The 22,443-nt window shown below is 59.1% G+C and carries 25 protein-coding genes; 7 read left to right on the top strand and 18 right to left on the bottom strand.

Features of this window, described 5'->3' with window-relative positions; translation table 11 throughout:
- Positions 1-83 precede the first annotated feature (83 nt).
- Positions 84-905 (bottom strand): glycosyltransferase family 2 protein, encoded by an 822-nt coding sequence (locus ACW9UQ_RS09125; RefSeq protein WP_458930707.1) that lies wholly within the window; start codon positions 903-905, stop codon positions 84-86.
- A 454-nt stretch (positions 906-1,359) separates the two neighbouring features.
- On the opposite strand from ACW9UQ_RS09125, the gene ACW9UQ_RS09120 reads away from it, so the two are divergent.
- Together ACW9UQ_RS09120 and ACW9UQ_RS09115 are read left to right on the top strand one after the other, a co-directional pair.
- A complete protein-coding gene (locus tag ACW9UQ_RS09120) occupies positions 1,360-2,346 on the top strand; it encodes a glycosyltransferase family 4 protein (RefSeq protein WP_458930706.1) in 987 nt (328 codons plus the stop codon).
- A 28-nt stretch (positions 2,347-2,374) separates the two neighbouring features.
- On the top strand, positions 2,375-3,028 hold the full coding sequence (locus ACW9UQ_RS09115; protein WP_458930705.1) for a histidine phosphatase family protein: 654 nt from the start codon (positions 2,375-2,377) through the stop codon (positions 3,026-3,028).
- Between the two features lie 158 nt (positions 3,029-3,186).
- Here the strand turns inward: ACW9UQ_RS09115 and ACW9UQ_RS09110 are convergent, their stop codons facing one another.
- Together ACW9UQ_RS09110 and ACW9UQ_RS09105 are read right to left on the bottom strand one after the other, a co-directional pair.
- On the bottom strand, positions 3,187-3,549 hold the full coding sequence (locus tag ACW9UQ_RS09110; protein ID WP_458930704.1) for a hypothetical protein: 363 nt from the start codon (positions 3,547-3,549) through the stop codon (positions 3,187-3,189).
- A gap of 179 nt (positions 3,550-3,728) precedes the next feature.
- A complete protein-coding gene (locus ACW9UQ_RS09105) occupies positions 3,729-4,115 on the bottom strand; it encodes a response regulator (RefSeq protein ID WP_458930703.1) in 387 nt (128 codons plus the stop codon).
- Positions 4,116-4,376: 261 nt separating this feature from the next.
- Here ACW9UQ_RS09105 and ACW9UQ_RS09100 point away from each other — a divergent pair, with 261 nt between their 5' ends.
- Positions 4,377-5,558 carry an acetyl-CoA C-acyltransferase family protein gene (locus ACW9UQ_RS09100; RefSeq protein ID WP_458930702.1) on the top strand — a complete coding sequence of 394 codons (1,182 nt, stop codon included), beginning with the start codon at positions 4,377-4,379 and terminating at the stop codon, positions 5,556-5,558.
- Between the two features lie 80 nt (positions 5,559-5,638).
- Here the strand turns inward: ACW9UQ_RS09100 and ACW9UQ_RS09095 are convergent, their stop codons facing one another.
- Together ACW9UQ_RS09095 and ACW9UQ_RS09090 are read right to left on the bottom strand one after the other, a co-directional pair.
- Positions 5,639-6,403: an alpha/beta fold hydrolase gene (locus ACW9UQ_RS09095; protein ID WP_458930701.1), complete on the bottom strand. Its 765-nt coding sequence runs from the start codon at positions 6,401-6,403 to the stop codon at positions 5,639-5,641.
- 5 nt (positions 6,404-6,408) lie between these two features.
- Complete coding sequence (locus ACW9UQ_RS09090) at positions 6,409-7,563, bottom strand: iron-containing alcohol dehydrogenase (protein ID WP_458930700.1); 1,155 nt, start codon at positions 7,561-7,563, stop codon at positions 6,409-6,411.
- 445 nt (positions 7,564-8,008) lie between these two features.
- On the opposite strand from ACW9UQ_RS09090, the gene ACW9UQ_RS09085 reads away from it, so the two are divergent.
- From ACW9UQ_RS09085 to ACW9UQ_RS09075, 3 genes are read left to right on the top strand one after another with little or no spacing between them, the layout of a single operon-like run.
- The gene (locus ACW9UQ_RS09085; RefSeq protein ID WP_458930710.1) at positions 8,009-9,229 is read left to right on the top strand and encodes an argininosuccinate synthase; all 1,221 of its coding nucleotides are present in this window, start codon (positions 8,009-8,011) and stop codon (positions 9,227-9,229) included.
- Between the two features lie 5 nt (positions 9,230-9,234).
- Positions 9,235-9,375, top strand: coding sequence for a hypothetical protein (locus ACW9UQ_RS09080; protein ID WP_458930699.1), 141 nt, complete (start codon positions 9,235-9,237; stop codon positions 9,373-9,375).
- Positions 9,376-9,378: 3 nt separating this feature from the next.
- Positions 9,379-9,705, top strand: coding sequence for a GNAT family N-acetyltransferase (locus tag ACW9UQ_RS09075; RefSeq protein WP_458930709.1), 327 nt, complete (start codon positions 9,379-9,381; stop codon positions 9,703-9,705).
- 12 nt (positions 9,706-9,717) lie between these two features.
- Here the strand turns inward: ACW9UQ_RS09075 and chrA are convergent, their stop codons facing one another.
- Both chrA and ACW9UQ_RS09065 read right to left on the bottom strand, forming a co-directional pair.
- Positions 9,718-10,932, bottom strand: coding sequence for a chromate efflux transporter (chrA, locus tag ACW9UQ_RS09070; protein WP_458930698.1), 1,215 nt, complete (start codon positions 10,930-10,932; stop codon positions 9,718-9,720).
- Complete coding sequence (locus tag ACW9UQ_RS09065) at positions 10,929-11,252, bottom strand: rhodanese-like domain-containing protein (RefSeq protein ID WP_458930697.1); 324 nt, start codon at positions 11,250-11,252, stop codon at positions 10,929-10,931. The genes chrA and ACW9UQ_RS09065 overlap by 4 nt, the downstream gene beginning before the upstream one ends.
- Positions 11,253-11,497: 245 nt before the next feature.
- Between ACW9UQ_RS09065 and ACW9UQ_RS09060 the strand changes: the two genes are divergently transcribed.
- Positions 11,498-12,139: a VOC family protein gene (locus tag ACW9UQ_RS09060; protein ID WP_458930696.1), complete on the top strand. Its 642-nt coding sequence runs from the start codon at positions 11,498-11,500 to the stop codon at positions 12,137-12,139.
- 19 nt (positions 12,140-12,158) lie between these two features.
- On the opposite strand, the gene ACW9UQ_RS09055 is transcribed toward ACW9UQ_RS09060, so the two are convergent.
- The 11 genes from ACW9UQ_RS09055 to ACW9UQ_RS09005 all read right to left on the bottom strand — a co-directional run bounded on the left by ACW9UQ_RS09055 (position 12,159) and on the right by ACW9UQ_RS09005 (position 22,375).
- Positions 12,159-12,611 carry a YaiI/YqxD family protein gene (locus ACW9UQ_RS09055; RefSeq protein WP_458930695.1) on the bottom strand — a complete coding sequence of 151 codons (453 nt, stop codon included), beginning with the start codon at positions 12,609-12,611 and terminating at the stop codon, positions 12,159-12,161.
- A complete protein-coding gene (fghA, locus tag ACW9UQ_RS09050) occupies positions 12,608-13,438 on the bottom strand; it encodes an S-formylglutathione hydrolase (protein WP_458930694.1) in 831 nt (276 codons plus the stop codon). The genes ACW9UQ_RS09055 and fghA overlap by 4 nt, the downstream gene beginning before the upstream one ends.
- A gap of 79 nt (positions 13,439-13,517) precedes the next feature.
- Positions 13,518-14,021, bottom strand: a complete 504-nt coding sequence (locus ACW9UQ_RS09045; protein WP_458930693.1) for a GNAT family N-acetyltransferase — start codon at positions 14,019-14,021, stop codon at positions 13,518-13,520.
- A gap of 19 nt (positions 14,022-14,040) precedes the next feature.
- On the bottom strand, positions 14,041-14,460 hold the full coding sequence (gene arfB / locus ACW9UQ_RS09040; RefSeq protein ID WP_458930692.1) for an alternative ribosome rescue aminoacyl-tRNA hydrolase ArfB: 420 nt from the start codon (positions 14,458-14,460) through the stop codon (positions 14,041-14,043).
- 240 nt (positions 14,461-14,700) lie between these two features.
- A complete protein-coding gene (locus ACW9UQ_RS09035) occupies positions 14,701-15,327 on the bottom strand; it encodes a queuosine precursor transporter (protein ID WP_458930691.1) in 627 nt (208 codons plus the stop codon).
- A gap of 183 nt (positions 15,328-15,510) precedes the next feature.
- Positions 15,511-16,122 carry an HAD family hydrolase gene (locus ACW9UQ_RS09030; protein ID WP_458930690.1) on the bottom strand — a complete coding sequence of 204 codons (612 nt, stop codon included), beginning with the start codon at positions 16,120-16,122 and terminating at the stop codon, positions 15,511-15,513.
- Positions 16,123-16,510: 388 nt separating this feature from the next.
- On the bottom strand, positions 16,511-17,620 hold the full coding sequence (locus ACW9UQ_RS09025) for a flagellar basal body P-ring protein FlgI (protein WP_458930689.1): 1,110 nt from the start codon (positions 17,618-17,620) through the stop codon (positions 16,511-16,513).
- A 21-nt stretch (positions 17,621-17,641) separates the two neighbouring features.
- Entirely contained in the window at positions 17,642-18,652 is a 1,011-nt protein-coding gene (locus ACW9UQ_RS09020) for a flagellin (RefSeq protein WP_458930688.1), read from the bottom strand.
- Between the two features lie 2 nt (positions 18,653-18,654).
- Complete coding sequence (gene flgK, locus ACW9UQ_RS09015) at positions 18,655-20,121, bottom strand: flagellar hook-associated protein FlgK (RefSeq protein ID WP_458930687.1); 1,467 nt, start codon at positions 20,119-20,121, stop codon at positions 18,655-18,657.
- Between the two features lie 27 nt (positions 20,122-20,148).
- Positions 20,149-21,447: a flagellar hook protein FlgE gene (locus ACW9UQ_RS09010; RefSeq protein ID WP_458930686.1), complete on the bottom strand. Its 1,299-nt coding sequence runs from the start codon at positions 21,445-21,447 to the stop codon at positions 20,149-20,151.
- 97 nt (positions 21,448-21,544) lie between these two features.
- Positions 21,545-22,375, bottom strand: coding sequence for a flagellar motor protein MotB (locus ACW9UQ_RS09005; protein WP_458930685.1), 831 nt, complete (start codon positions 22,373-22,375; stop codon positions 21,545-21,547).
- Positions 22,376-22,443 lie beyond the last annotated feature (68 nt).

Raw genomic sequence — 22,443 nt, 5'->3', positions numbered from 1 at the left:
TTGATCATCCCAATGATTTGGACTTCCGTGAAACGGCTCTTTCGCATTCGTTTGCTCCTTCAAAAGGTTGAGCAAACTCTACATCAGAACGAGGGAAGTTTCGGGGGGCAGGTCAAGCGAGTCGCGCGATCCAGCGAATAGCCGGATGTAAAAGTCAGCAGTTCGATCCCCGCAAATGTGGTGGTAAAACGCTCCTGAATATCCGCAATCGCTTGCCGCGTTCCATCCACACTGTCGCCCTCACAAAAGACAAGGCGCAGCCGGTCCTTTGGATAATCCAGTGCCAAAAGCAGCTCCATCGCGCGGTCCAAAAATGGTTCCGCATCACGGACAGGCATGAAGACGGCAATTTGCGGCAAATCTTCCTCTGGCCATTTTTTACCGCTTGCCAAAAGGGTCTGATCCACGCGCTTTTCAAAATCCGCAAAGCTTAGGATCGAACCGCGCGTCGCGTAGTAGCGCGATTTATAGAACATGTGTTTCAGCTTTTGCGGCAGGGTTACAGTTCTTTCTTCATCCAGCCAGCTGCCATGCCAGACATGGTCGCATATCCGCAGGCCACAATGTGGGCCGTGCGGCTTTGCCTGGCTATCCTGCCCTGTTTTGGTTCGCAGCGTAAACAAATGACAGGAACTGATCGCCAGTTGATCGGGATGCGCATAGGTGGCGATGCTGCCGCTCAACATCAGCGGACCAGTTGTTTCGATCACATCGTCATTGCCTGGCACAGATCGGCGGATCGTTGCCAGCACATGAGCCCAGAATGGATGCCCGGCGGGGCTGGCCATCACACCGTTAAAGACCAGCCGCTCCAACCCCAGTTTTGTTGCAAAATAGAAGTGTTCTACCGGCTCTTCGCACAAAACGACCCGATCTTCGCCCTTGATCGCATCCAAATCACCCAAGCATTTGGTGTCGATATCCGCATAAACCCCGCCAGTAAAAGATACCGCGCCAGATCAGCGCGTTGGACCCCCGTGGCGAAGGAGGTATACAACCCCTCAAGCTTGGGAAATTCAGTCGCGACGAATGTAGCAAGATCCGCGTCTGTCCAGAACCGATAGTTCCAGCCAGGGTTGTGGTGTTGCCAGCTTTCGGGAAACTCTGCGGGGACAGGAAGATCGTGGTCACGCCAAGTCTGATGGATAGTTCCGGGAATCATAGGATACCATGATGAGGATTTGTCAGGTTCTTTTTGACCGGCCTGGGCCAGTCTTGACAGGGGCACATCTTAGAAACTCGGCGATATGTCGCGCTTTGGGAACATTAGGTTCAACGACAGAGCATTATATCGACCATCATATCGACGATCCCAAGTGGGAGCCCGAATTCCGCAAGAACACAGTTGTAACAGGGGTCATGCCGGACGGAGCGGTTGAGGGTCTGCTTGCAGAGATCACGAAGCACAATCCCGATCTGGTTGTTGTCGAGGGCATGTTCCTTGCCGACGCAGCACATGCGCTGATTGACGCCAGTCTGGCTGTTGTTCTGGATATGCATAATGTCGAAAGTGACCTCTGCCAGAAGATTCATCAAATAAAGGGTGGGAAGCTTAAGCAAGCAACTGCACCGCTGCGATATGTGCGGCGGCTGCGGCGCTCCCGGCAGGAAGAGCAGCGACTAGCCGAACATGCTCAGGCCGTGTGGGTCTGCTCGGACAAGGACCGGCAGCGGTTAAAGGTCATCGCGCCGAACGCTGCGCAGGTCGACATCGTGCCCAATCCCGCGCCGCAGGTCGAACCGCTTGCCAAATCCGGCCCCATGACCACACCACATTATCTGTTTCTTGGCCATCTGGGTTACAAACCCAACATCCTTGCGGCACTGGAACTTATTCAGAAGATTTTCCCGCAGATCCGCCAAAGCTTGCCACAGGCCCACCTGACAATTGCCGGGCGGATGCCACATCGGACCGTTCTGGAAGCGGCCCAAGGACAGGACGGCATCACACTTCTGGACACCCCGCCCTGTGTCGCAGCACTCTACGAAGCTGCAGATATCGTGCTGATCCCGCTGCGCATCGGCGGCGGCACGCCGCTGAAAATACTAGAGGCGATGGCCTACGGCCTGCCGGTCATCACCACAGCCATCGGCGCCGAAGGGTTGGAGGCAACACCCGGCACTGAGTTCATTCAGGCCGAAACCGTAGACGAGATTGCCCATCAGGCCAGTGCTATCGCCAAAGACGCAGAACGCTATCAGGGGCTTCAGCAACAAGCACTTGACTGGGTTCAGGGAAACCACTCCGCCCTGGCAATGGAGCAGAAAATCAAGAATTCGATCACGGCATTGGCACTAAGCCGACAAGAGGACAAGAACAAGGCCTTTGCGCTGCAAGCTGTCTGAACTGGCCGCGACCGGCATCGTTAGGTTAATGTCGGTCAAAACAGACCAGACTCTGCATCGCACCAAGTCGCATATCTACCCGAACAACCCAAAAGCTACCCCACCCGGAACCAAGATGGCCAACTTGCACCTTTTCAGACATGCTGCGGTGCGTATCGATCCAGACATCGAATCTGCTGACTGGTTGCTGGCCCCGGGTGCCGAACAAACTGTTCGCACGCTTGCCACCACAGTGTTGGTAGCGCCGCCAAAGCGAATTGTCTCAAGCCCCCTAAGCAAGGCTGTGGGAACCGCAAGAATTCTGGCTGAGCATTTCGACTGCGCCTTGGATATCAGAGACGGCTTTGAAGAGCATCATCGCGAGAACGAACTCTTCATCCAAAGCGACACGCAGTTCGAGACAAAGCTAACGCAGTTCTTCGCAGACCCCGACAGGCTCGTCTTCGGCAGCGAAACTGCGACCGACGCGTTGCGGCGGTTTCGGGGTGCGGCATCCGACCTGATGTCTGAGGGCAAGGGCGATGAACTGGTCGTGACGCACGGCACCATAATGTCGTTGTTCCTCGCGTCCGAGACTGAGACGGCCTTCGAAATCTGGAAAAGCCTCAAGATGCCCGATTGCAGGACTGCCGCATGGCCACCTCAAGGCGAAGCAGGCTTTGACGCCTCGCAAAACACCTGAGACACCAATCATCACCAAACGCGTTGAGACTTCCGGTTTCTGGCAGCGTTAGATGAGTCAGTTTCTAATGACGACTCAGACATCGCTACCTTCGTCAAAACCTCATTCCGCCCCGTTGTCATGGCTTAAAGCTGTATTACAACGAATGCGCTTGCTCTTCACGCCGTGTTCGGCAATCGCCCAAGAAAGCCAATGGCCGCGACCGGCGCTTGCCCATCTTCGGAAAAATCACGCGGTGCGCCGAGTGTCGCATCCCGGACGATCTTGAATTCGAAATGGCGCTCTTCGGCGTCCGTGCCGGTTTGCATGATCAGGGCATGTGCCAGATGACGCGGACCGTCAAACAGATCGACAAACCCATGTTGCGGCAACTCAGCGTCTAGCGGAATGGTAAACCCGCCATCCCACATCTCATTGATGCGGATGGTCAGATCGCCATCCTGAAGATGCAGCCTGTGCTTGCGTTTACGATTGGAGCGATTGGGCTTGAAATTCATCCCTTCAGGAAAATGCACATCCATCGCTACTGTCCTGCTACTAACCGTTGCGTCGCCATGATGCCCCCCGGCACTGCCCTATTTCAAGCACTGTAGCGCAGAAATGTTGCAAAACAACAAACGGATTACGGGAAAGTTAGCGAACGGCGATTTCGCCGGCGTTCCGGCGAAAAAATGCGCGGACCTCCGCCCGGCACCGTCTGTCAGGCCCGGATCTGCCCCGCCTCGGGTTTGCGTGTTGTGCAGTGTTCCAGATACGCGAACAAGTCTTCCGGTCGCACAGGTGTCCTTAGAAACCCCCGCGCATTCGGAATAATCGAAAAGATCGACCCGTCCGAGAAAAACTCCGACTTTGTCACCGCAATGATCGGCAGATCAGGCTGACGATAGGCAGCAATATCGGCAACACACAAGCCGCCGCCGCCATCCAGCACAGGTTCCAGAACCAGCGCGTCAAACGATTGCGCTTCCAACGCCTCAGTCGCTTCTGCTTCACTGGTCGCCAGATTCGCACTGACCCCATGGCGGTTCAGAAAACGGCACCAGATCGCGCCAAGATCACGATTATCCTGTACAACGAGAATGTGCACAGTGCTCCCCTCCACATCCAAAGACAGCCCATCCAACACGCCGCCTTTTACTCAATCTTTATGGAAGGGATTAACAAAGGATTAAAACGGCGTAAAAGACTTATAGATTTTGTAGCCTATTCCCGAAAGGCGATAGTACGAAGCAACTCCGATCCGCATTACCAAATGGGACCAAATGACCACGCGTCCTTTCGCTTGGTTCAGACTTGCCAGCGCCGCTGCCAGCCCTCACAGTCGCGGTACAAAACCCGGAGGCCAATCATGACACAAAACGATATCGTAATCCTGGACGGCGCGCGCAGCGCTATTGGCACCTTCGGTGGCGCTTTGGCGGTAACCCCGCCCGCTGAACTGGCGGCAAAAATCAGCGCTGCCGCGATGGACCGCGCTGGCGTCAGCCCGGATCAGATCGGCCATGTTGTCGTTGGCCATGTGATCAACACGGAACCCCGCGATATGTATTTGTCGCGCATTGCCGCGATTGACGCAGGTATCCCCGACAGCACCCCGGCGATGAATGTTAACCGGCTTTGCGGATCCGGTGCGCAGGCCATCGTGTCTGCCACACAGTCCCTGATGCTGGGCGATGCTGATTTCGCACTGGCAGGCGGGGCCGAGGCCATGTCGCGGTCACCCTATATCCTGCCCCAGACCCGCTGGGGGCAGAAGATGGGCGATGTCGCGTCGCTGGATATGATGCTGGGGGCGCTCAACTGTCCCTTCGGCACGGGCCATATGGGCGTGACAGCGGAAAATGTTGCCGCTGAACATGGCATCAGCCGTGAAACGCAAGATACCTTCGCCCTGCAAAGCCAGACCCGCGCGGCCACCGCCATCGCCGAAGGTCGATTTGCCTCGCAGATCGTCCCGGTCGAGGTCAGAAAAGGCCGCGAGACCGTATCCTTCGACACCGATGAACACCCAAAGGCCACATCCGCCGAAGCACTGGCCGGTCTGCGCGCCGTGTTCAAGAAGGACGGCACCGTCACCGCTGGTAACGCATCAGGCATCAATGATGGCGCGGCAGCACTGATCCTGGCCCGCGCCGAGGCCGTCGAGAAAGCAGGCCTCAAACCCAAGGCCCGAATCCTGGGCTATGCCCATGCCGGGGTCCGGCCCGAGGTGATGGGCATCGGCCCAATACCCGCCGTGACCACCCTGTTTGAACGCACCGGCCTCGGCCCTGACGATTTCGACACAATCGAATCAAACGAAGCCTTTGCGGCACAGGCCTGCGCGGTCACCGCTGGACTTGGCCTCGACCCGGCCAAGGTCAATCCCAACGGTGGCGCTATCGCCCTTGGCCACCCGGTCGGGGCCACAGGTGCCATAATCACCGTTAAAGCGCTCTATGAGCTTGAGCGTATCAACGGCAAACGCGCCCTGATCACCATGTGCATCGGCGGTGGGCAAGGCATCGCCCTAGCGATAGAGCGCCTCTGAAAGGCCCGGGCACCAGCCCGAGGCGTCGTGCCTGCAAGGCACGAAAGCCGAGACAAAATCTTGCGCGCGGTCACGCGCGCTCATTTTTGTAAAAGGCGCGCCACCAGATCGACGAATGGCCTCGGGGCCTCGGCATGCACCCAATGCCCGGCCCCCTCAATCACATGGCGCTGCGCCCCAGGGAACAAATCCGTCGACACCGCCCAGCCTTCCCCCGTCACATAGTCCGAGCATGCGCCCAGCACGAAATCCACAGCCCCATCATACTGCCCTGAAACCTCCGGAAAGCCGATGATCTTTGCCATCTCAGCGGCCAAAACCTCAAGGTTCAGACGCCATTGCGGCCTATCTCCGGACACATCCAGACTCTGCAACAGGAACGCCCGTAGGGCTGGATTATCCAGATGTTCGGCAAGCTGCACATCTGCATCCGCCCGCCGCCCGACACAGCTAAGGTCAACCGAGCGCATCGCATCAACCACCGGCATCTGCGTGTGCTGATAGGTGACGGGCGCAATGTCGACCACGATCAGGCGTGCCACCAATTCGGGCCGGGTCAGCGCCAGCACCATCGCCGCCTTGCCGCCCATGGAATGCCCCATCACAGCAACCGGACGCCCAATCCCGTCGATCACGGCCGCCAGATCATCGGCCATCTCTGAATAACTATGCGTGTCAAAATGCGGAGAGGCTCCGTGATTGCGCACATCCACAGCAATCACTTGGCGCTCTGCCGCCAGCCGCTTGGCCACCACACCCCAGTTTCGGGCGGACCCGAACAAGCCATGCGCAATCAGCAACGGCACCGCGTCGCTTGTCTCACCTGTCACAATTGTATTCAGCATCGCCCTCACCAAGCAGCCCGATAGATCGCCAATGCGTCCGCTTCCGTCACGTCGCGCGGATTGTTCACCAAAAGCCGCGTCTGCTTCATTGCATCCGCCGCCATACCGGCCAAGGCGGTTTCCTCAATGCCAACATCGCGCAAACGCGGCGGCAAGCCCAGACGCGCGGTTAGCGCGCTCAGTTCCTCAATAAATGCCATGCAGGTATCCTGCGCCCCGCCTTGCGGCAGGTTGGGAAAGACATGCGGGGCCAAGTTTGCGTAGTCCGTCATCGCCTCTGGCGCATTGAATCGCATAACCTCAGCCAGCACCAGCGCATTGGACAGCCCATGCGGGATATGGAACCGCCCGCCCAGCGGATAGGCCAGCGCATGCACGGCGGCCACAGGCGCATTGGCAAAGGCTTGTCCCGCCAGCATGGACCCCATCAGCATCGCACCACGCGCCTCCACATCATGGCCATCCGAAACCGCGCGCTCAATATTCGCCCCCAGCAGCCGCAGCGCCTCCACCGCCAGCATCTGCGAGATCGGGTTCAGATTGGCCGACCGGGAGGTATAGGCCTCAATCGCATGCACCATCGCATCCACGCCGGTCGCAGCCGTGACCTCCGGCGGCAGGCCAAGTGTCAGGTCCGGATCAAGGATCGCCAGATCGGGCAGGATCACCGGGGACACAACGCCGCGCTTCTCATCATCCTCAACCGTAATGATTGAAACCGGCGTCACCTCCGACCCCGTACCCGCCGTTGTCGGCACCAGCACCAGCGGAAGCCGTGGACCAGAGGCCATACCGACGCCCCAGGCCCCATCGAGGTCCTCGTTCGACCCCAGCACCAGCGCTGCCAGTTTCGCCACGTCCATAGGAGAGCCGCCACCAAACCCGATAACCCCGGTGACCGAGACTGCGCGCCCAGCGTCTATCGCCGCCTCCAAAGTGATCCTCGACGGATCAGCCTCAACACCATCGAAGACCGTCACCTCTGCAAGCCCTTGCAAAGAAGCCATAGCCGCGTCCGCCAGGCCCAGCTTTCGCAGGCCCGGGTCAGTAATGAACAGGATGCGCGGGCCCAGCCGTGCTGCACATTCCCCGCTCAGATCCCTGGCAAGTCCAACCCCGAATCTGATCCCCGGCGTGGTGTTAAAACTGAATTCTCTCATCCCGGACCCTCCTACCGCCATCAAATGTCAGAACCGGGGCAATGAAAAGACCCCGGAAACATCGTCACATGGTCGCATAGCCGACAGAAACCGCCCCTGCCCCGCGATCTGACCCGGGGAACTGTGATAATTCTTACATTCAGCCCGTCTGCGATCCCGTAAATTTCTCTTACTGGCGTCGGACAGATTGGTCCGCTGGGCCGACAAAAGGTCCAAAACACGGGCGTCAGCGTAATTGTAGCGGTGCGTTTCGCCGATCTTTATGACTGTGGGGTGCAGGGGGGAATTATCCGTCGACAACACCTTGTGCGCTAAATATTTCGATCCGGCGCGGGTCTTGGGACCTTCGCCGGGTCTTTTCTATCCACGCAATCCGTCTTGCAGCTATCCCAAAAACCGACTACCCCGCCGTGACACGCTGGCGAAGGGGTAAAAGATGTCTGAGATTTCGGCTCCCAAAAAGGTGGTCCTGGCCTATTCCGGTGGCCTTGATACCTCCATCATCCTGAAATGGCTGAAGACCGAGTATGATTGCGAGGTTGTCACCTTCACCGCCGATCTTGGCCAGGGCGAAGAACTGGAGCCCGCACGTCAAAAGGCGGAGCTTCTGGGGATCAAGCCGGAAAACATCTACATTGAGGATGTGCGCGAAGAATTCGTCCGCGATTTCGTTTTCCCCATGTTCCACGCCAATGCCGTGTACGAGGGGCTATACCTGCTGGGGACCTCCATCGCGCGCCCGCTGATTTCCAAGCGGCTGGTCGAAATTGCCGCCGAAACCGGCGCTGATGCAGTTGCCCATGGGGCGACCGGCAAGGGCAATGATCAGGTGCGGTTCGAACTGTCCGCCTATGCCCTGAACCCTGATATCAAGGTGATTGCCCCCTGGCGCGAATGGGACCTGACCAGCCGCACCCGCCTGCTGGAATTCGCCGAGGCGCACCAGATCCCCATCGCCAAGGACAAACGCGGCGAAGCGCCGTTCAGCGTCGATGCGAACCTCTTGCATACCTCCTCAGAAGGTAAGGTGTTGGAGGACCCGGCCAAGGAAGCGCCTGACTATGTCGTGCAGCGCACCACCTTGCCCGAAGACGCGCCGGATCAGCCAGAGTATATCGAAGTCAGCTTCGAAAAGGGGGATGCGGTTGCCATCAATGGGGAGGCCCTCTCGCCCGCGACCCTGCTGACCCGCCTCAACGAATACGGCTCCAAGCATGGCGTTGGTATCCTTGATCTGGTCGAGGGCCGTTTTGTCGGCATGAAGTCCCGCGGCATTTACGAAACACCAGGCGGGACAGTTCTGCTGGCCGCGCATCGCGGGATCGAAAGCATCACGCTGGACCGGGGGGCCGCGCATCTGAAGGATGAGCTGATGCCCCGCTATGCCGAACTGATTTATAACGGCTTCTGGTTCAGCCCCGAGCGGGAGATGCTGCAAGCCGCCATCGACAAAAGCCAGGAACATGTGTCCGGCACCGTTCGGATCAAGCTTTACAAAGGCCGCGCCGATGTTGTTGGCCGCTGGTCCGACGAAAGCCTCTATTCCGAGGCGCATGTGACCTTCGAAGATGACGCAGGGGCCTATGATCAGGCAGACGCGGCGGGCTTTATCAAGATCAACGCCCTGCGGCTGAAACTGCTGGCGGCCCGAAACCGGCACCGGTGATGGGCGTGCTGCGTCTGGTAGAGCTGAACGCGGCAAACCTGACGCCCCATCTCACCATGCATGTGCGCGCAGATCAGAAAGATCTGGTCGCGCCCAATCCGATTACGGTTGCGCAATGCGCCTATGAACCCGGCGGATTTGTTTGAGGTCTGGCCGATGGCGAGACCCCCGTTGGCTTGCTGGCGATGATTGATCTTGAAAAAGTGGACAGCCAACAGTCCTCGGATGATCCCGAAAACGCCGCCTATATCTGGCGCTTGATGATCAGCGCGGATCATCAAGGCAAAGGGTACGGGAAAGCCGCGATGGACCTGGCCTTTGACATGGCACGGACATGGGGCCGCACGGTGATGACGCTTAGCGTCGTTGAGCGCGAGGGAAGTGCCTTGCCCTTCTATCAGAAATTCGGGCTTGAGCCGACCGACCGGATCGAAGACGGAGAGCGCATACTGCGCGGTCCCATTCGCCCTGCCTGACCCGGGTGCGCCTTAGATCACACCAAGCCCCAGCAGCAGCACACCGCTGATCGCTCCCAAAGCCACCAGAACCAGCATCGGCAGTTGCCGCCAGACAACCAACCCGGCGAACACCGCCAGCAAAGCCAGCTTTGGCCATTCCGGCGCGGCAAACCCATCGGGGAACAGCGCTGCCTCGCCCAGATAGACCGCCAGATTGGCGATCACACCCACGACCGCAGCCGACACCCCAGCCAAGGCGCGCCGCACCCAGGCAAGGCGCTGCATCACCTCCACATAAGGGGCGGCAGCAAGGATCAGCATAAAGCTGGGTGCAAAAGTGTAGAAACAGGCCAGACAGGCGGTCAGCACGCCGCCCCCCGGCCAACCCGCGAAAAACCCGGCATAGACATTCACAAGGATCAGCGGACCGGGTGTCGCCTCGGCAATCGCCAGACCGTTCAGCATCTGTTCAGCGCTTAGCCACTGATAGGTCTCAACCGCGCGATCAGCGACGTAAGGCAGCAGGGCATACGCGCCGCCAAAAGACACAAAGGCAGCGGAGGTGAACAGCTCGGCCACCCCATCATAAGGATCAGGGCCAAGACTGGCGCGTGTGATCAGCCAGACGCCCGCGATCAGCAGGATAGAGACCGCGAACACCCCGATCAGATAGGACCGGCTGACTGTCGGCGCATCCTGTGTGACCTCTCCTGCTTCATCACCCGGCAGAAATACCCCGGCAATCGCCGCCAGCGCCACGATCAGTGGAAACGGCAGACCCAGCGCCCAGATGCCCAAGAATGCGGCTAGCGCCAGCGCCCAATGCACCGGCAGTTTCAGCGCGCGCTGCGCAATGCGAAACAGCGCAATCGCCACGATCACCAGCACCGCCGGTTGCACGCCATAAAAAACCGCACCGATCAGCGGAACCTGTCCATAAGCCGCCGCGATCCACGCCAGCAGGATCATCAGCGCCGCCCCCGGCAGAACAAAGGCCAGCCCCGCCGCCAGCCCGCCGATCACCCCGTGCAGCCGCCAGCCCAGCCAGGTCGCCAATTGCTGCGCCTCGGGGCCCGGCAGCAGCATGGCGACGTTCAGGCCCCGCTGAAACGCCTCCCCCTGAACCCAGCCGCGACGTTGCACGATCTCGTCATTCATCAAACCAATCTGACCGGCCGGCCCGCCAAAGGACAAAAGGCCGATCTTGATATAGACCGGAACGGCATCCCAAAGACCCGGCTTCATGCGATATCCTCCGTTCTGGCGCCCGCCAAGATCAGCGCGTCAAATCCGCCGCGCACAAAAACCGCATCCTGTCCGGCGACCCGGGCAAGCGCGGCGGCAAAATTGCTGACCTCATGCCCATGAACACAGAAATAAGCAACCGGGCCTGGATGCGCGTGGATAGGGTGATCAAACCCCAGCGTATATGGGTCAATCCAGGCAGTATCGACAATCGCCTTGGCCGACGCCCTGCGCGCCGGGGCCTTGCGGACATCCACCAAATGGAATGCACCGGTCAGGGCATCTTCGGCCAGAATTGAGGGGAGGGAGTAGTCAGGCATAACATAAAGCGTTTCGAGTTTACCTTGAGACATCACATAAAATCGAAACGCGTACACCATATAGGCTTATCACTGCGTTTCAGGATAATCTTTTGTCTCAGGTTTATCCCGAAACGCTTTAGCGCTCCTAAGTTTCTCATATCAGGTCACGCGATGCTTGGGCGAATGCCGAGGTCCGGGGGATCGCTTGCCCCGCGCGCGGATCGTGCCGTAAGACAAGCTCAGAGGCAACAGGGATTCGCATCATGCTGAGCATTGACCACCTCGTCTTTGGCACATCAGATCTGGCCGCCGGAACCGAATGGATGACCGATCAACTGGGCGTCGCACCCGGTGGCGGCGGGGTGCATCCATTGATGGGCACGCATAACAGTCTGTGGCGGCTTGGCGACATCTATCTGGAGGTGATCGCGATTGACCCGCAGGCCGCCGATCCGGGGCGTCCCCGCTGGTATGGTCTTGATAACCCGGAGGTGCAGGCCGGTTTCGCCGATCACCCCCGCCCGGTGACATGGGTGGCGCAGACCACTGATCTGCAGGCCGCCATGGCCGCCAGCCCACTGGACCCCGGCCCTGCCTTGCAGGTAACGCGGGGCGATCTGCGCTGGACACTGACGGTGCCCACCACAGGCCATATGAACCATCGCGGGGTCTATCCGACCCTTATCGAATGGCCCGAGGATGTGACCCAGCCGCAAAAGTCACTGCCCGAAAACGGTCTGCGCCTGTCCGGCTTTACCATCCACGGGCGGGACGCCGTGCATGCAGACCTTGGCAAACTCGGCGCCGCCGATCTGTATCAGGCAAAGAGGACGGACGCCCTGTCTTGGCTTGAGGTGACGGTGACCCGCCCGTCCGGTCAGGATGTGCGTTTCGACAACGCCTGAGGCAAGCAACACGCCGGTCTTATCGCGCCGTTGCGACCCGCCGCATCACGGTTTCAAGCTGATCGAGAAACCGCGACCGTTCTGCTTTGCCAAACGGTTTTCCGCCGCCCTGCAGAAAAGGGTCTGAGGCCCGCAGGTCCGCCATCAGGTCCCGTGTCGCCAGCCGGTTGCCGATATTGGCTGCCGTCAGTTCCTCGCCCGCGTGGGTCAGTACAGCCGCCCCGGCCTCGATGCATTTTGCCGCAAGTGGCAGATCGCCGGTGATGCAGATATCGCCGGGGCTTGCGCGCTCGGCGATCCACATATCGGCCTCATCAGGGCCTTCGGGCACGACAACCACCTGCACCAGCGGATTGGGGTCGGGACGCAATCCACCATTGCACACCAGAAAGACGGGCATGCGATGGTGCTGCGCGACCCGCAGCGCCTCGGCCTTCACCGGGCAGGCATCAGCGTCGATATACAGCGTCACCCGTAAAGCGCCTCAGCGTGGAATTGCACGTGATCTTCCATAAAGCTGGCCACAAAGAAATAGCTGTGGTCATAGCCTTCCTGCATACGGAAGGTTGCGGGCTGGCGACGTTTGGCGATGGCGTTGGCCAGCGCCTCGGGCTTCAGAAGGTCCAGAAACTGGTCCGACGCGCCCTGATCAATCAGCACATGGCCATGCCACCCCTTGTCTTCCATCAGAACGGCACTGTCATGCATCCGCCACTTCGCCTCATCCGCGCCCAGATAGGCAGACAACTGCTTGCGCCCCCAGTCCGATCCCATGGGATTGGCAATCGGTGCAAAGGCTGAAACGGACTTGAACTGATCCGGCAAGCTCAGCGCAATGGTCAGCGCCCCATGCCCACCCATGGAATGGCCGGTGATGCCTTGCGCCTCTTCCAGCAGTGGGAATTCTGCAAAAACCAGTTGCGGCAATTCCTGCGTCACATAGGTCCACATATTGAAATGCGGGGCCCAGGGGCTTTCGCTGGCATCGACATAAAACCCCGCGCCCTGCCCTAGATCGTAATCCTCATGGTTGGCGATGGCGTCGCCGCGCGGCGACGTATCGGGAAAGATCAGCGCAATGCCAGCCTCTGCCGCCCAGGCTTGCGCCCCGGCTTTGGTCATCGCGTTTTCATGTGTGCAAGTCAGACCAGACAGATACCACAGCACCGGCACCTTGGTCAGCTTCGCGACCGGCGGCAGGTAGACGGCAAAGGTCATCTCGCAACCGCAAGCGGTCGATTTATGGGTGTAAACGCCCTGTGTGCCACCAAAGGCTGCATTCTCTGAACCGGTTTCCATGATATCCTCCTGAGCAGGTCGCTGATGCCGATATCTCAGACCATTCGCAAAACGCTTTAACAATGCACCGCGTCATGCATCAACCCCGATCAAGGTCGGAGAGTGGGCGAAACAGGACAAGCGCGTCCACCATTCCCTGCTGAGGATGTCGAAATGCGCCCGGTAGCCGCCCGACAACCTGGAACCCATAGCGGGTCCAGATCGCGATCGCCCGCGTATTGGTGGCGACAACAAAGTTGAACTGCATTGCTGCAAACCCGCTGTTCGCCCCATGGGTCAGTGCATGCTCCAGCATGGCCCGCGCAACACCCTGACCGCGCGCGGCCTCGGCTGTTGCGAAGCCGCAGTTGCAAACATGATCGCCACCGCCAGCCTGGTTGGGGCCGATATAGTAGGTACCCAGCAGGGCATCTTCCGCGCAATAGACAAAAACCTCGTGATTGCAGTGCCAGTAGGTCAGGGCGTCGTCCCGACTGATCCTGGGATCAACGGCATAGGTGTCGCCAGCGCGGAATACCGGACGCAGGATGTCCCAGATCGCAGGGCCGTCTGCCTCTGCGGCAGGTCTGATCGTTAGTGTCATGCCTTCACCTTTGTCATGTTCAAGACGGCTTGACCGACCCCCGCAGTTTCTTGACCTCACCCCGCCGTGTCTTTGCCTCCAGCCGCCGTTTCTTGGAGGCCAGGGTCGGGCGGGTCCGGATCCGGCGCTTCGGTGCTTGCGTGGCCTTTTCAATCAGTTCCGAAAGTCGCGCCAGTGCATCCTCCCGATTGCGCGCCTGACTACGATGCGCTTCGGCGCGAATGATCACCGCCCCATCATTGGTCCAACGCCGTCCAGCCAGACGGCGCAGGCGTGATTTGACCGCAGGTGGCAGGTTTGGTGATCGCTCTGCCTCGAACCGCAGTTCGACGGCGGTCGCGACCTTGTTGACATTTTGACCACCCGGACCGGAGGAACGGGTAAAGGTCTCGGTCAGTTCCCAATCCTCGATCTGAATGCTGTCGGTGATACGGATCATGTCTAACCTCAACGCAGAAGGCCGCAGCAAGTGCCACGGCCTTCCCAATTCGCGTGTCTGGAGGCGGTGGTGCAAGGCCGGTTCAAACCGAAAGCCCGTGCATCTGCCCGTTGGGGCTGCCCGTCAGGCGATACCCTCGTGCTTAAACCCGACCACTTTCTCCAAAATCACACTCGACATTGGATCACCTCCTTTCGCTTGTTTCCGTTGCTTTTTAGCGTGCCACAATTGGTGCGAAAGTCAAACGCTTTGTGGACCGCGCCACCGTTCACTGATCACCCGGAACGGGATCAGGGCCAGCAAGGCAATCGCCAGTTTGACGCTGAAATCCGCTATGGCAAGGCTGATCCAAAGCGGGACGACAGGCCCAAAGCCCAACAGCGGCAGCGCCTCGTTCGCCCAGGCAACATCGGTGGCGGGGAACAGGCCGGACAGCCCAGCGGAAAAGGCAATACCAAAGAACAGCGCTGTGTCCACCGCCCCACCGACAAAGCTTGAGATCAGCGGCGCGCGCCACCATTTGCCTTCGCGAAGGCACGCGAAAATCCCAACATCCAGAAGCTGCGCAGTCAGGAATGCTATGCCGGACCCGATGGCAACCCGGACCGAAACAAGTGGGCCAAAATCACCATGAATTTGACTTCCGATAAGCGAACAGATGACCCCGACCAGAAAACCGACAAAAACCACCGCCCGGGCACGCCGAGCACCATAAAAGCGGTTCATGAGGTCGGTGACAAGAAAAGCCAGCGGATAGGTCAGCGCGCCCCAGGTCAGCCAATCTCCCAATAGAAACTGCACCAGAATATTGGAGGTAACAACGATTGCGGCCATTGCGGCCGCACCGGCAATAAGTGGGCGGGGCATCATGTCATCCGTTTTTTGCGGTCCTAGGCAGACCTGAGGGGGGTTACTAAAAGGCATCTCAAGCCCGAGGCATGTCGCGGTACTGTACAATAGTACGTGGTTTGGTCCCTAGCACGATAGCCAAGCTTGGGTGCTTTTGATCAAGGTCGCGGCGTTTAACGCCTCCAGACCGGTGATGCAAGCTTAGATTGCAACTCCTGCATCGTGCAAGGCAACCTCCAGGCCGTCAGCCCCGGTAAACAGATGCGTTTGCCAGCCGCGCTCAGCCGCTGCAGCAATGTTGTCCGCGCGATCGTCAATGAAAAACAGCGACCCGCCGGACAGCCCGCTATCGCGTTCAACAATTTGATAGATTTCAGGGTCCGGCTTGATCACCCCCAATTGGCCCGAGATATAGCGCCTGTCAAATTCAGCCAGTTCAGGATGGTGCTCCTCGGCCATCACAAAGCTTTCGTTGCCAAAATTCGAAAGGGCGAAAACCGGCATGCCGCCCGCGCGCAGTTTTTGCAGAATACGCCAGCTGCCGGTGATCGGCGGCCCGAACATCTCAAACCACCGGTCATGCCAAGCCCGGATCAGATCAGCCCGGTCCGGTGTTGCATCTGCCAGATCATAGACCGTTTGCCGAAACGGCGCACCAAGATCAATTCTTTCGTTCATGCCGTTCAGATCCACCTCGTCGAACAAGGCAGCGCGCTTCGCCGCGTCAGGGACCAGTTGCGCATAAAGCCGGTCCGGCTCCCAGGACATCAACACATTGCCAATGTCAAAAACGCACGCTTTTACCTGATCCATCCGCTGCCTCCCATGACGTACGAGACAGGCGTAAATCTGCATATTGGTCAGATACAACCTTTTTCCGTACGTAAGATCAAAACGACCCACGCCATTATCTCTTGCTAAAGCAACGTCCTCCGTCTGCCCAAGCACTGTGATGGGCTAAGCCGCCTATGACGACCGTCGTCGGGATCAGAATACTCCTTACTGCCAGACCTTCAGACCGGGTTTGAAGACTGGCAACAGAGAGGTGTCATTTGATCGCAAAATCCAACTAAACCTTAAATCACTTCTCTATGCAGATTAAGGGCGTTGGTATTTCACGGGAGTTCTGTCCCACGAGAAGATCTTCATCCACTCTCCTGAAACAAGTCGCGGAGTATCGACCACGCAACCCAGATAAACGCTACTGCACAACGAACTCTGCATGCAGCGCACCCGCTGCCTTGATGGCTTTGAGGATGTCGATCATATCGCGAGGTGAAACGCCCAGGGCATTCAGCCCCTCAATTACCTGTGGCAGGTTCACCGAGTTATCGACCATCGCCAGACCGATACCCGGTTCCTCATTGAGCTCGGCCTGTGTCCGGGGCAGAATGATCGGGGCACCGTTCGGCGCAAAGGGGTTAGGTTGCACCGCCAGTGCTTCTTCGCTGACACGCAGCGTCAGGTTGCCCTGGCTGACCGCAACGCGCGAGATACGCACATCAGCGCCCAGCACGATGGTGCCGGAACGCTGGTCCACCACAACCCGCGCCTTTTGTGCCGGGGCAACTTCGATATTCTCGATCAGGCTGATCAGTCTCGGCAGTGGCGGCAGACCCGGCGTGTCAAGATCAAGTTGCACCGTGCCAGAATCGAGCATCCGCGCCACGGAACGCCCCAGCCCCCCGTTTACCGCCCGCTCAATCCGCGCAGCCGTTGTGAAATCGGGATCGCGCAATGCCAGCCGCATCGTCCCGACATTGGCAAAAGTAAAGTCGATCTCGCGTTCGATCCGCGCACCGGATGGGATCACACCTGCGGTAGGCACACCCTGCGTCACACTGCCCGCATCTCCCTCAGCCGAGGCACCGCCCGCGATCACAGACCCCTGTGCCACCGCATAGATCTGCCCGTCCGCCGCGTTAAGCGGGGTCATGATCAGGGTACCGCCCAGCAGACTTGTGGCATCCCCGATTGTGGACACCGTCACATCCAACTTGCCGCCCGCACGCGCAAAGGGCGGCAGCGCACCGGTCACCAGAACGGCGGCCACATTGCGGGCGCGAAACTGCTCGCCCGTCACATTGATGCCCAGCCGTTCCAGCAGGTTAACCATGGCCTCCTCGGTAAAAGGAGAGTTACGCAAACCGTCACCGGTTCCGTTCAGACCAACCACCAGACCATACCCGACAAGGTCGTTTCCGCGAACGCCGTCAAATTCCACCAGATCCTTGATACGGGCCTGATTGGCCTTCGCAGCGGCGGTGAATACGATAACGATGAGCAGGGCAAGTTTGATCAGCGATCTCATGAAGCGGTTCCTATCGGTGGGTCAGCGCAAGAAGTTTGTAATACTCAGCGACGATAGCCGGGACGTGACCGTATAAACTGCGGTCAGCTGTGTCTCCAGTTCCGCAAATTTCGCTGCAGCATCATAAACATCCACGGCAACGATGTCGTTGCGTGACATATCCAGTGCGTTTTTCTGGGTAGAAATGTAAGCCTGTGCGTGCGCGATACCTGCCTCGGCCGCGCCAACCTCAGACCGCAGGCCGACAACCCCGTCAGATCCATAGACCAGAGCCTGAGCGGAGCCGCGAAGCAGTGTCGTGATCTGGCTCCGGCTGCCGCCAAATGTCGTGTCGGTGACCGTGGCCGAGATCGCAAGGCCCTTGATGATATCTCGGATCGGCGCAGCATCGGCGCGCATCAGATAAGCAACGCGTTCGCCTTCTGGGGTGGTTACTGCTGCGGCATCCTCCGTCGCGCCGGTGTAGAGCGTTGTTCCGAACCCACCGGCAGGCGTGTCGAAATAGGCGTCAATCGCGGCCAGTGCAGTCGTCGCATCCGCAGCACTGCTGATAATTGTGTCGACTTCTGCAATGATCGTGGCTGCACTTGCCATGGCCGGACGGTCCTCTGCCGCGCCGGAAAACAGATGCCGTCCACCGAACTCACCATTCAGCGTGCGGACCACGGCTTGCAGTTCGGCTTCGGCATTGGTCGCAAACGTGCGGGCAGAGACCATATCCTCCCGCCCTACGGCCGCCAAAAGATCGGCCCCAAAGGGACTGGCGGTTTTTTGAATGGTTTCAAGGTAAAGCTGACTGGCTTCTGCCCGTCCCTGCGCCTTGGTCAGGTCAAAGCTCTGCTGTTCCAGCACCGCCAGCGAGCGGTCGATGGAAAAGACGCGGCCAAGATCGCCCTGCGTTGCTTCAACAAGATCACTGCGGCGGCCGGTAGACATCTCCTGTCCTGCGCGCTGCAGGTCGGCTCGGACAGCGCTGCTGTTGCGCTGTTGCACAAGAAACTGTGCCAGATCGGGAAGTGGGAAACTGACCATCATTAAATCTCCAACAGGCGCTGGATCAGCGTATCGACCACCGACACGACCCGCGCATTTGCGGCATAGCTTTGCTCGACCAGCAGCAGTTTCGACATTTCAGCATCGGTATCGACACCGGACGCGGCGGTTTCCGCCTCGGTCAACGTATTGCCCAGCGCGTTGAGATAGGCGGTTGTGTCTTCCTCCTGATACTGGCGGGTGGCGAATTGAGAGGTGAGTTCTGTCGCAAATCCAGCAACATCGGATGCTGCCATCATGCCCAGCCCTGTCGCTGGCGTGCGGGCGCTTTGGGCAGCCTCCAGCAGGTTGGAAAGTATCGCACCCGACCCACTGTTGCCGGGGATTGCTGCATTCAAACCATCGCGCAAACGCCAAACCGCGCCCCCGGCGGAAGGATCAACCGCCGCGTTCAGGGCCAATCGGCCTGCCAGACCCTGCCGATCCATTGGGTCATAGGCCCCGCCTGCATCCGTAAACAGGCCCGGATCGCCGAGCGCCAGGGTCGGGTCAACGCCCGGATCCTGAAAACGCAGCACAAGATCCTCGGCCAGCGCATCAAGCTGATCCGCAAATGCGGGCACAGACACGTCGCGTTTCTCAAACAGCGCACTCAGAGAGCCGCCATCCATCAGACCTGACCCGGTGCCATCGCCAATCGTGATCTCGCGCCCGTTAAGCGTAAGACCCGACAGTGCGCCAGAACCAAGGGTCATGTCCTGTGTGATCAACCCTGTCGCCTCAAAGCCGAGTTCCGCCGCCGGTCCGTCAAGCAAGACAGCGCCATTTGACGTGAACAGGGCAATTTCACCACCCTGGCGCTGCGCAGTCTTGATCGGCAGGATCGAGGACACCCGGTCGATCAGTTGTTGCCGCTCATCGATCAAGGCTGCGGTTTCACCGCCTGCGGTGGTGCGCAGCTTGATCTCGCGGTTGATCAACTCGATCGCCTTCAGAGAGGTGTTCACCTCCCCGACCTGCCGTGCGATTTGTGCGTCAGCATCCATGCGCATCCGCCGTGTCTCGGTCGAGATTTGCGCGATGGTGCTGCCATATTGCGCCGCGCGCGATGCGAGATTGGAAAGCGCAGAAGAAGAGGCCGGATCATTGGCCGCGGCAATCAACGCTGCCTCAAAGTCAGCTGCGCGATTGGCCAAGGCCCCCGCCTGATCAGGCGTGCCCAATGCTGCAGTTATCTGGGACACAGTTGCCGCGCGTGTCGTTGCTTGCCCAAGCTCTGCATCGTTGCGACGTCGCGCGGCGATGGCAACCGGATCCTGACCCAGACGGACACCGGAAACCGCAACACCGGTGCCGCGCCCATCGACAGATGTCGCCGTGAGTTCGAGCGTGCGGCGCGAATATCCCGGGGTCATCGCATTGGCGACGTTGTTCGAGATCATCTCTGCGCTGCGCGAGGCGGCAGTCAGCCCGGACAGGGCGTTGGAAAGTGTGGAAGATATGCTCATGATATGTCCCCCTCACGGAACAAGGCCTTACCTCTTGAGGTTGGTGGTTTCCTGCAACATCTCATCCACGGTCTGGATGATCTTGGCGTTTGACGAATAGGCCCGCTGGGTCTGGATCAGCATGGTCAATTCCTCAGCAATGTCCGAGGTGCTTTCTTCGCGGGCATAGCCGATCACCTCACCCGTCGGGCCCTGCCCTGCGTCCCACAAATAAAGCGGGCCGCTTTCATCCGAGATGGCAAAGGCCTGATTATCCAGCGCGGTCAGACCATTGGGATTGGCCACGTCGATCAAGGGCACCTGATAGATCACCCGCGTGTAGCCGGTGTCATAAGACGCCACGACCATTCCGTTCGGATCAACCTCGACTGTTGTCAGGTTCCCGACAGGCGAGCCGTTCTTGGTGACAGAGGTCGGTGCGAAGGAGGCTGACAGCTGTGTCAACGCCCCATTGGAGCCCAGCGCCCCGATGCTGATATCAATCGGGCCGCGATCCGCTGCAACTGTCGCAATACCTGTCACACCATCATAGCTGCCGGTGGTGGGCGTCACTGCAAGGATCGAACCGCCAGTCCCGGTCGAGTTATCAAACTCGATATCAAACTGACCGATGACAGCCCCGCCCTGGGCGCCATCCTGAACTTCGACCGTCCATGTATTGGATTGCCCGGCCCCCGGGACATTGGGCGTAAACACCAGCGTCATCGTCTGGGACGCGCCCACATTGTCAAAATACTCGATGGTCAGTTCATAAGGATCACCCGAGGACCCGGCCTGCGTCGCCTCGGCCGGCAGGTTCGCGCCCAGCGAGATTTCCGTCGTCGGGCTGGCGGCGAACTGATTGCGGTTGATTTGCACAGGCTCCAGCCCGGCAGAGCTGTCGCGCGGCTGTGCGGGGATATTGCCATCAACATCTGCAGGGAAGCCCATGAGGACCAACCCGCTTTCGGTTCGCAAAACCCCGTCGGCGTCGGGCCGGAACGAGCCTGTTGCCACCATCTGCAGCGGAAACTCCGGATCGGCATCGTCAATCGAGGCAATCGTCGTCACCGGGATCATTCCGCGCCCGCCAACGGCCAGATCGGTTGAATTGGACGTTGAAACCAGAGAGCCGCGCGATTCGACATCGCGGAACGAATCAACCGTCACACCGCCTGCCGAATAGCGTCCCTGATTTTGCGAAATCACGACGGAGGAGAAATCCACATCCGCACGACGATAGCCAAAAGTGCTTGAATTCGCGATATTATCGGAGATCGTGGCCAGGCGGCTGCTATTGGCGCGAAGCCCGCTGACACCTGCATTCAATGCCGAAGAGATACTCATCCTGCGTCCTTTTTTCAGTTCCGGTCCACGGACCTCTGAACCCCATAATCAGGACCTGGGCTTAACAAGCCGCTAAACCTAAAATTGAAACTATTCCTCAATCCAGATCCGCACGTAAAAGGGTGATCTCAAGCCGACTGTTGCGAATGTCGAACCGGTCCTTATGGCGCGGCGCACGATCCGCCTGACCGATGACCTTGGCAAAGCGCCTCTGCGCGATGCCTGCCGCACCCAGAATTTGTCGGCTGATCAGGGCCCGGTCAGTTGATATGGTCCAACCCGCAAACTCCGGCCCTTCCAGCGTGACGGCCTTAAGATGTGCGGTGACCGCAATCTTGTTGGTCACCAGGTTCGAGACATCAGCGATCAGAATAAGGATATCGCGCAGCGTGGCATTGGGGTGAACACCGTCCTTGTCAAAAAGCGGAGACTCTTCCAGTTCGAAAATTTCGATGACCAGACCCTCATCCGTGACCCGGGTACGCACATGCTTCAGCAGCGAATCCGCGATTACGCTTTCGCCGCCGCGCGCGTCCAGCTCGCTTTCCAGTTCCGTGAACATGTTGTCGGTGCCGTCACTGTCCGCGACACCGGTTTCCCCCTTTGCCTGCGCTTCCTGGCTGGGTTTTTCACGGGTTGCACCGGTTCCATTCTGGGCCAATGTCAGCTCGGCCGTGACCGAGGGGCCGCCAAAGGCACCGTCGCCTCCGCCGGATGTCCGGTGAATCGGAATCGACGGGTTGAAATAGTCCGCAATCCCCTTGCGCTGTTCTTCGGTTGTAGCGTTCAGCAGCCACATCAACAGAAAGAACGCCATCATCGCGGTCACGAAATCCGCATACGCCACCTTCCACGCGCCACCATGATGGCCGCCCCCGGCGATCACCTTCTTGCGCTTGACTATGATCGGCCGGTTGTCATCTGCCATCGCCACACCCTTTGATTCACCCAAGGTGCAGTCTGGCGGCAAGACGTTACGGCAAGGTTACGTCAGCA

The sequence above is a fragment of the Halovulum sp. GXIMD14793 genome, assembly GCF_054457435.1.
This window is presented reverse-complemented; position numbering and strand designations above follow the sequence as displayed.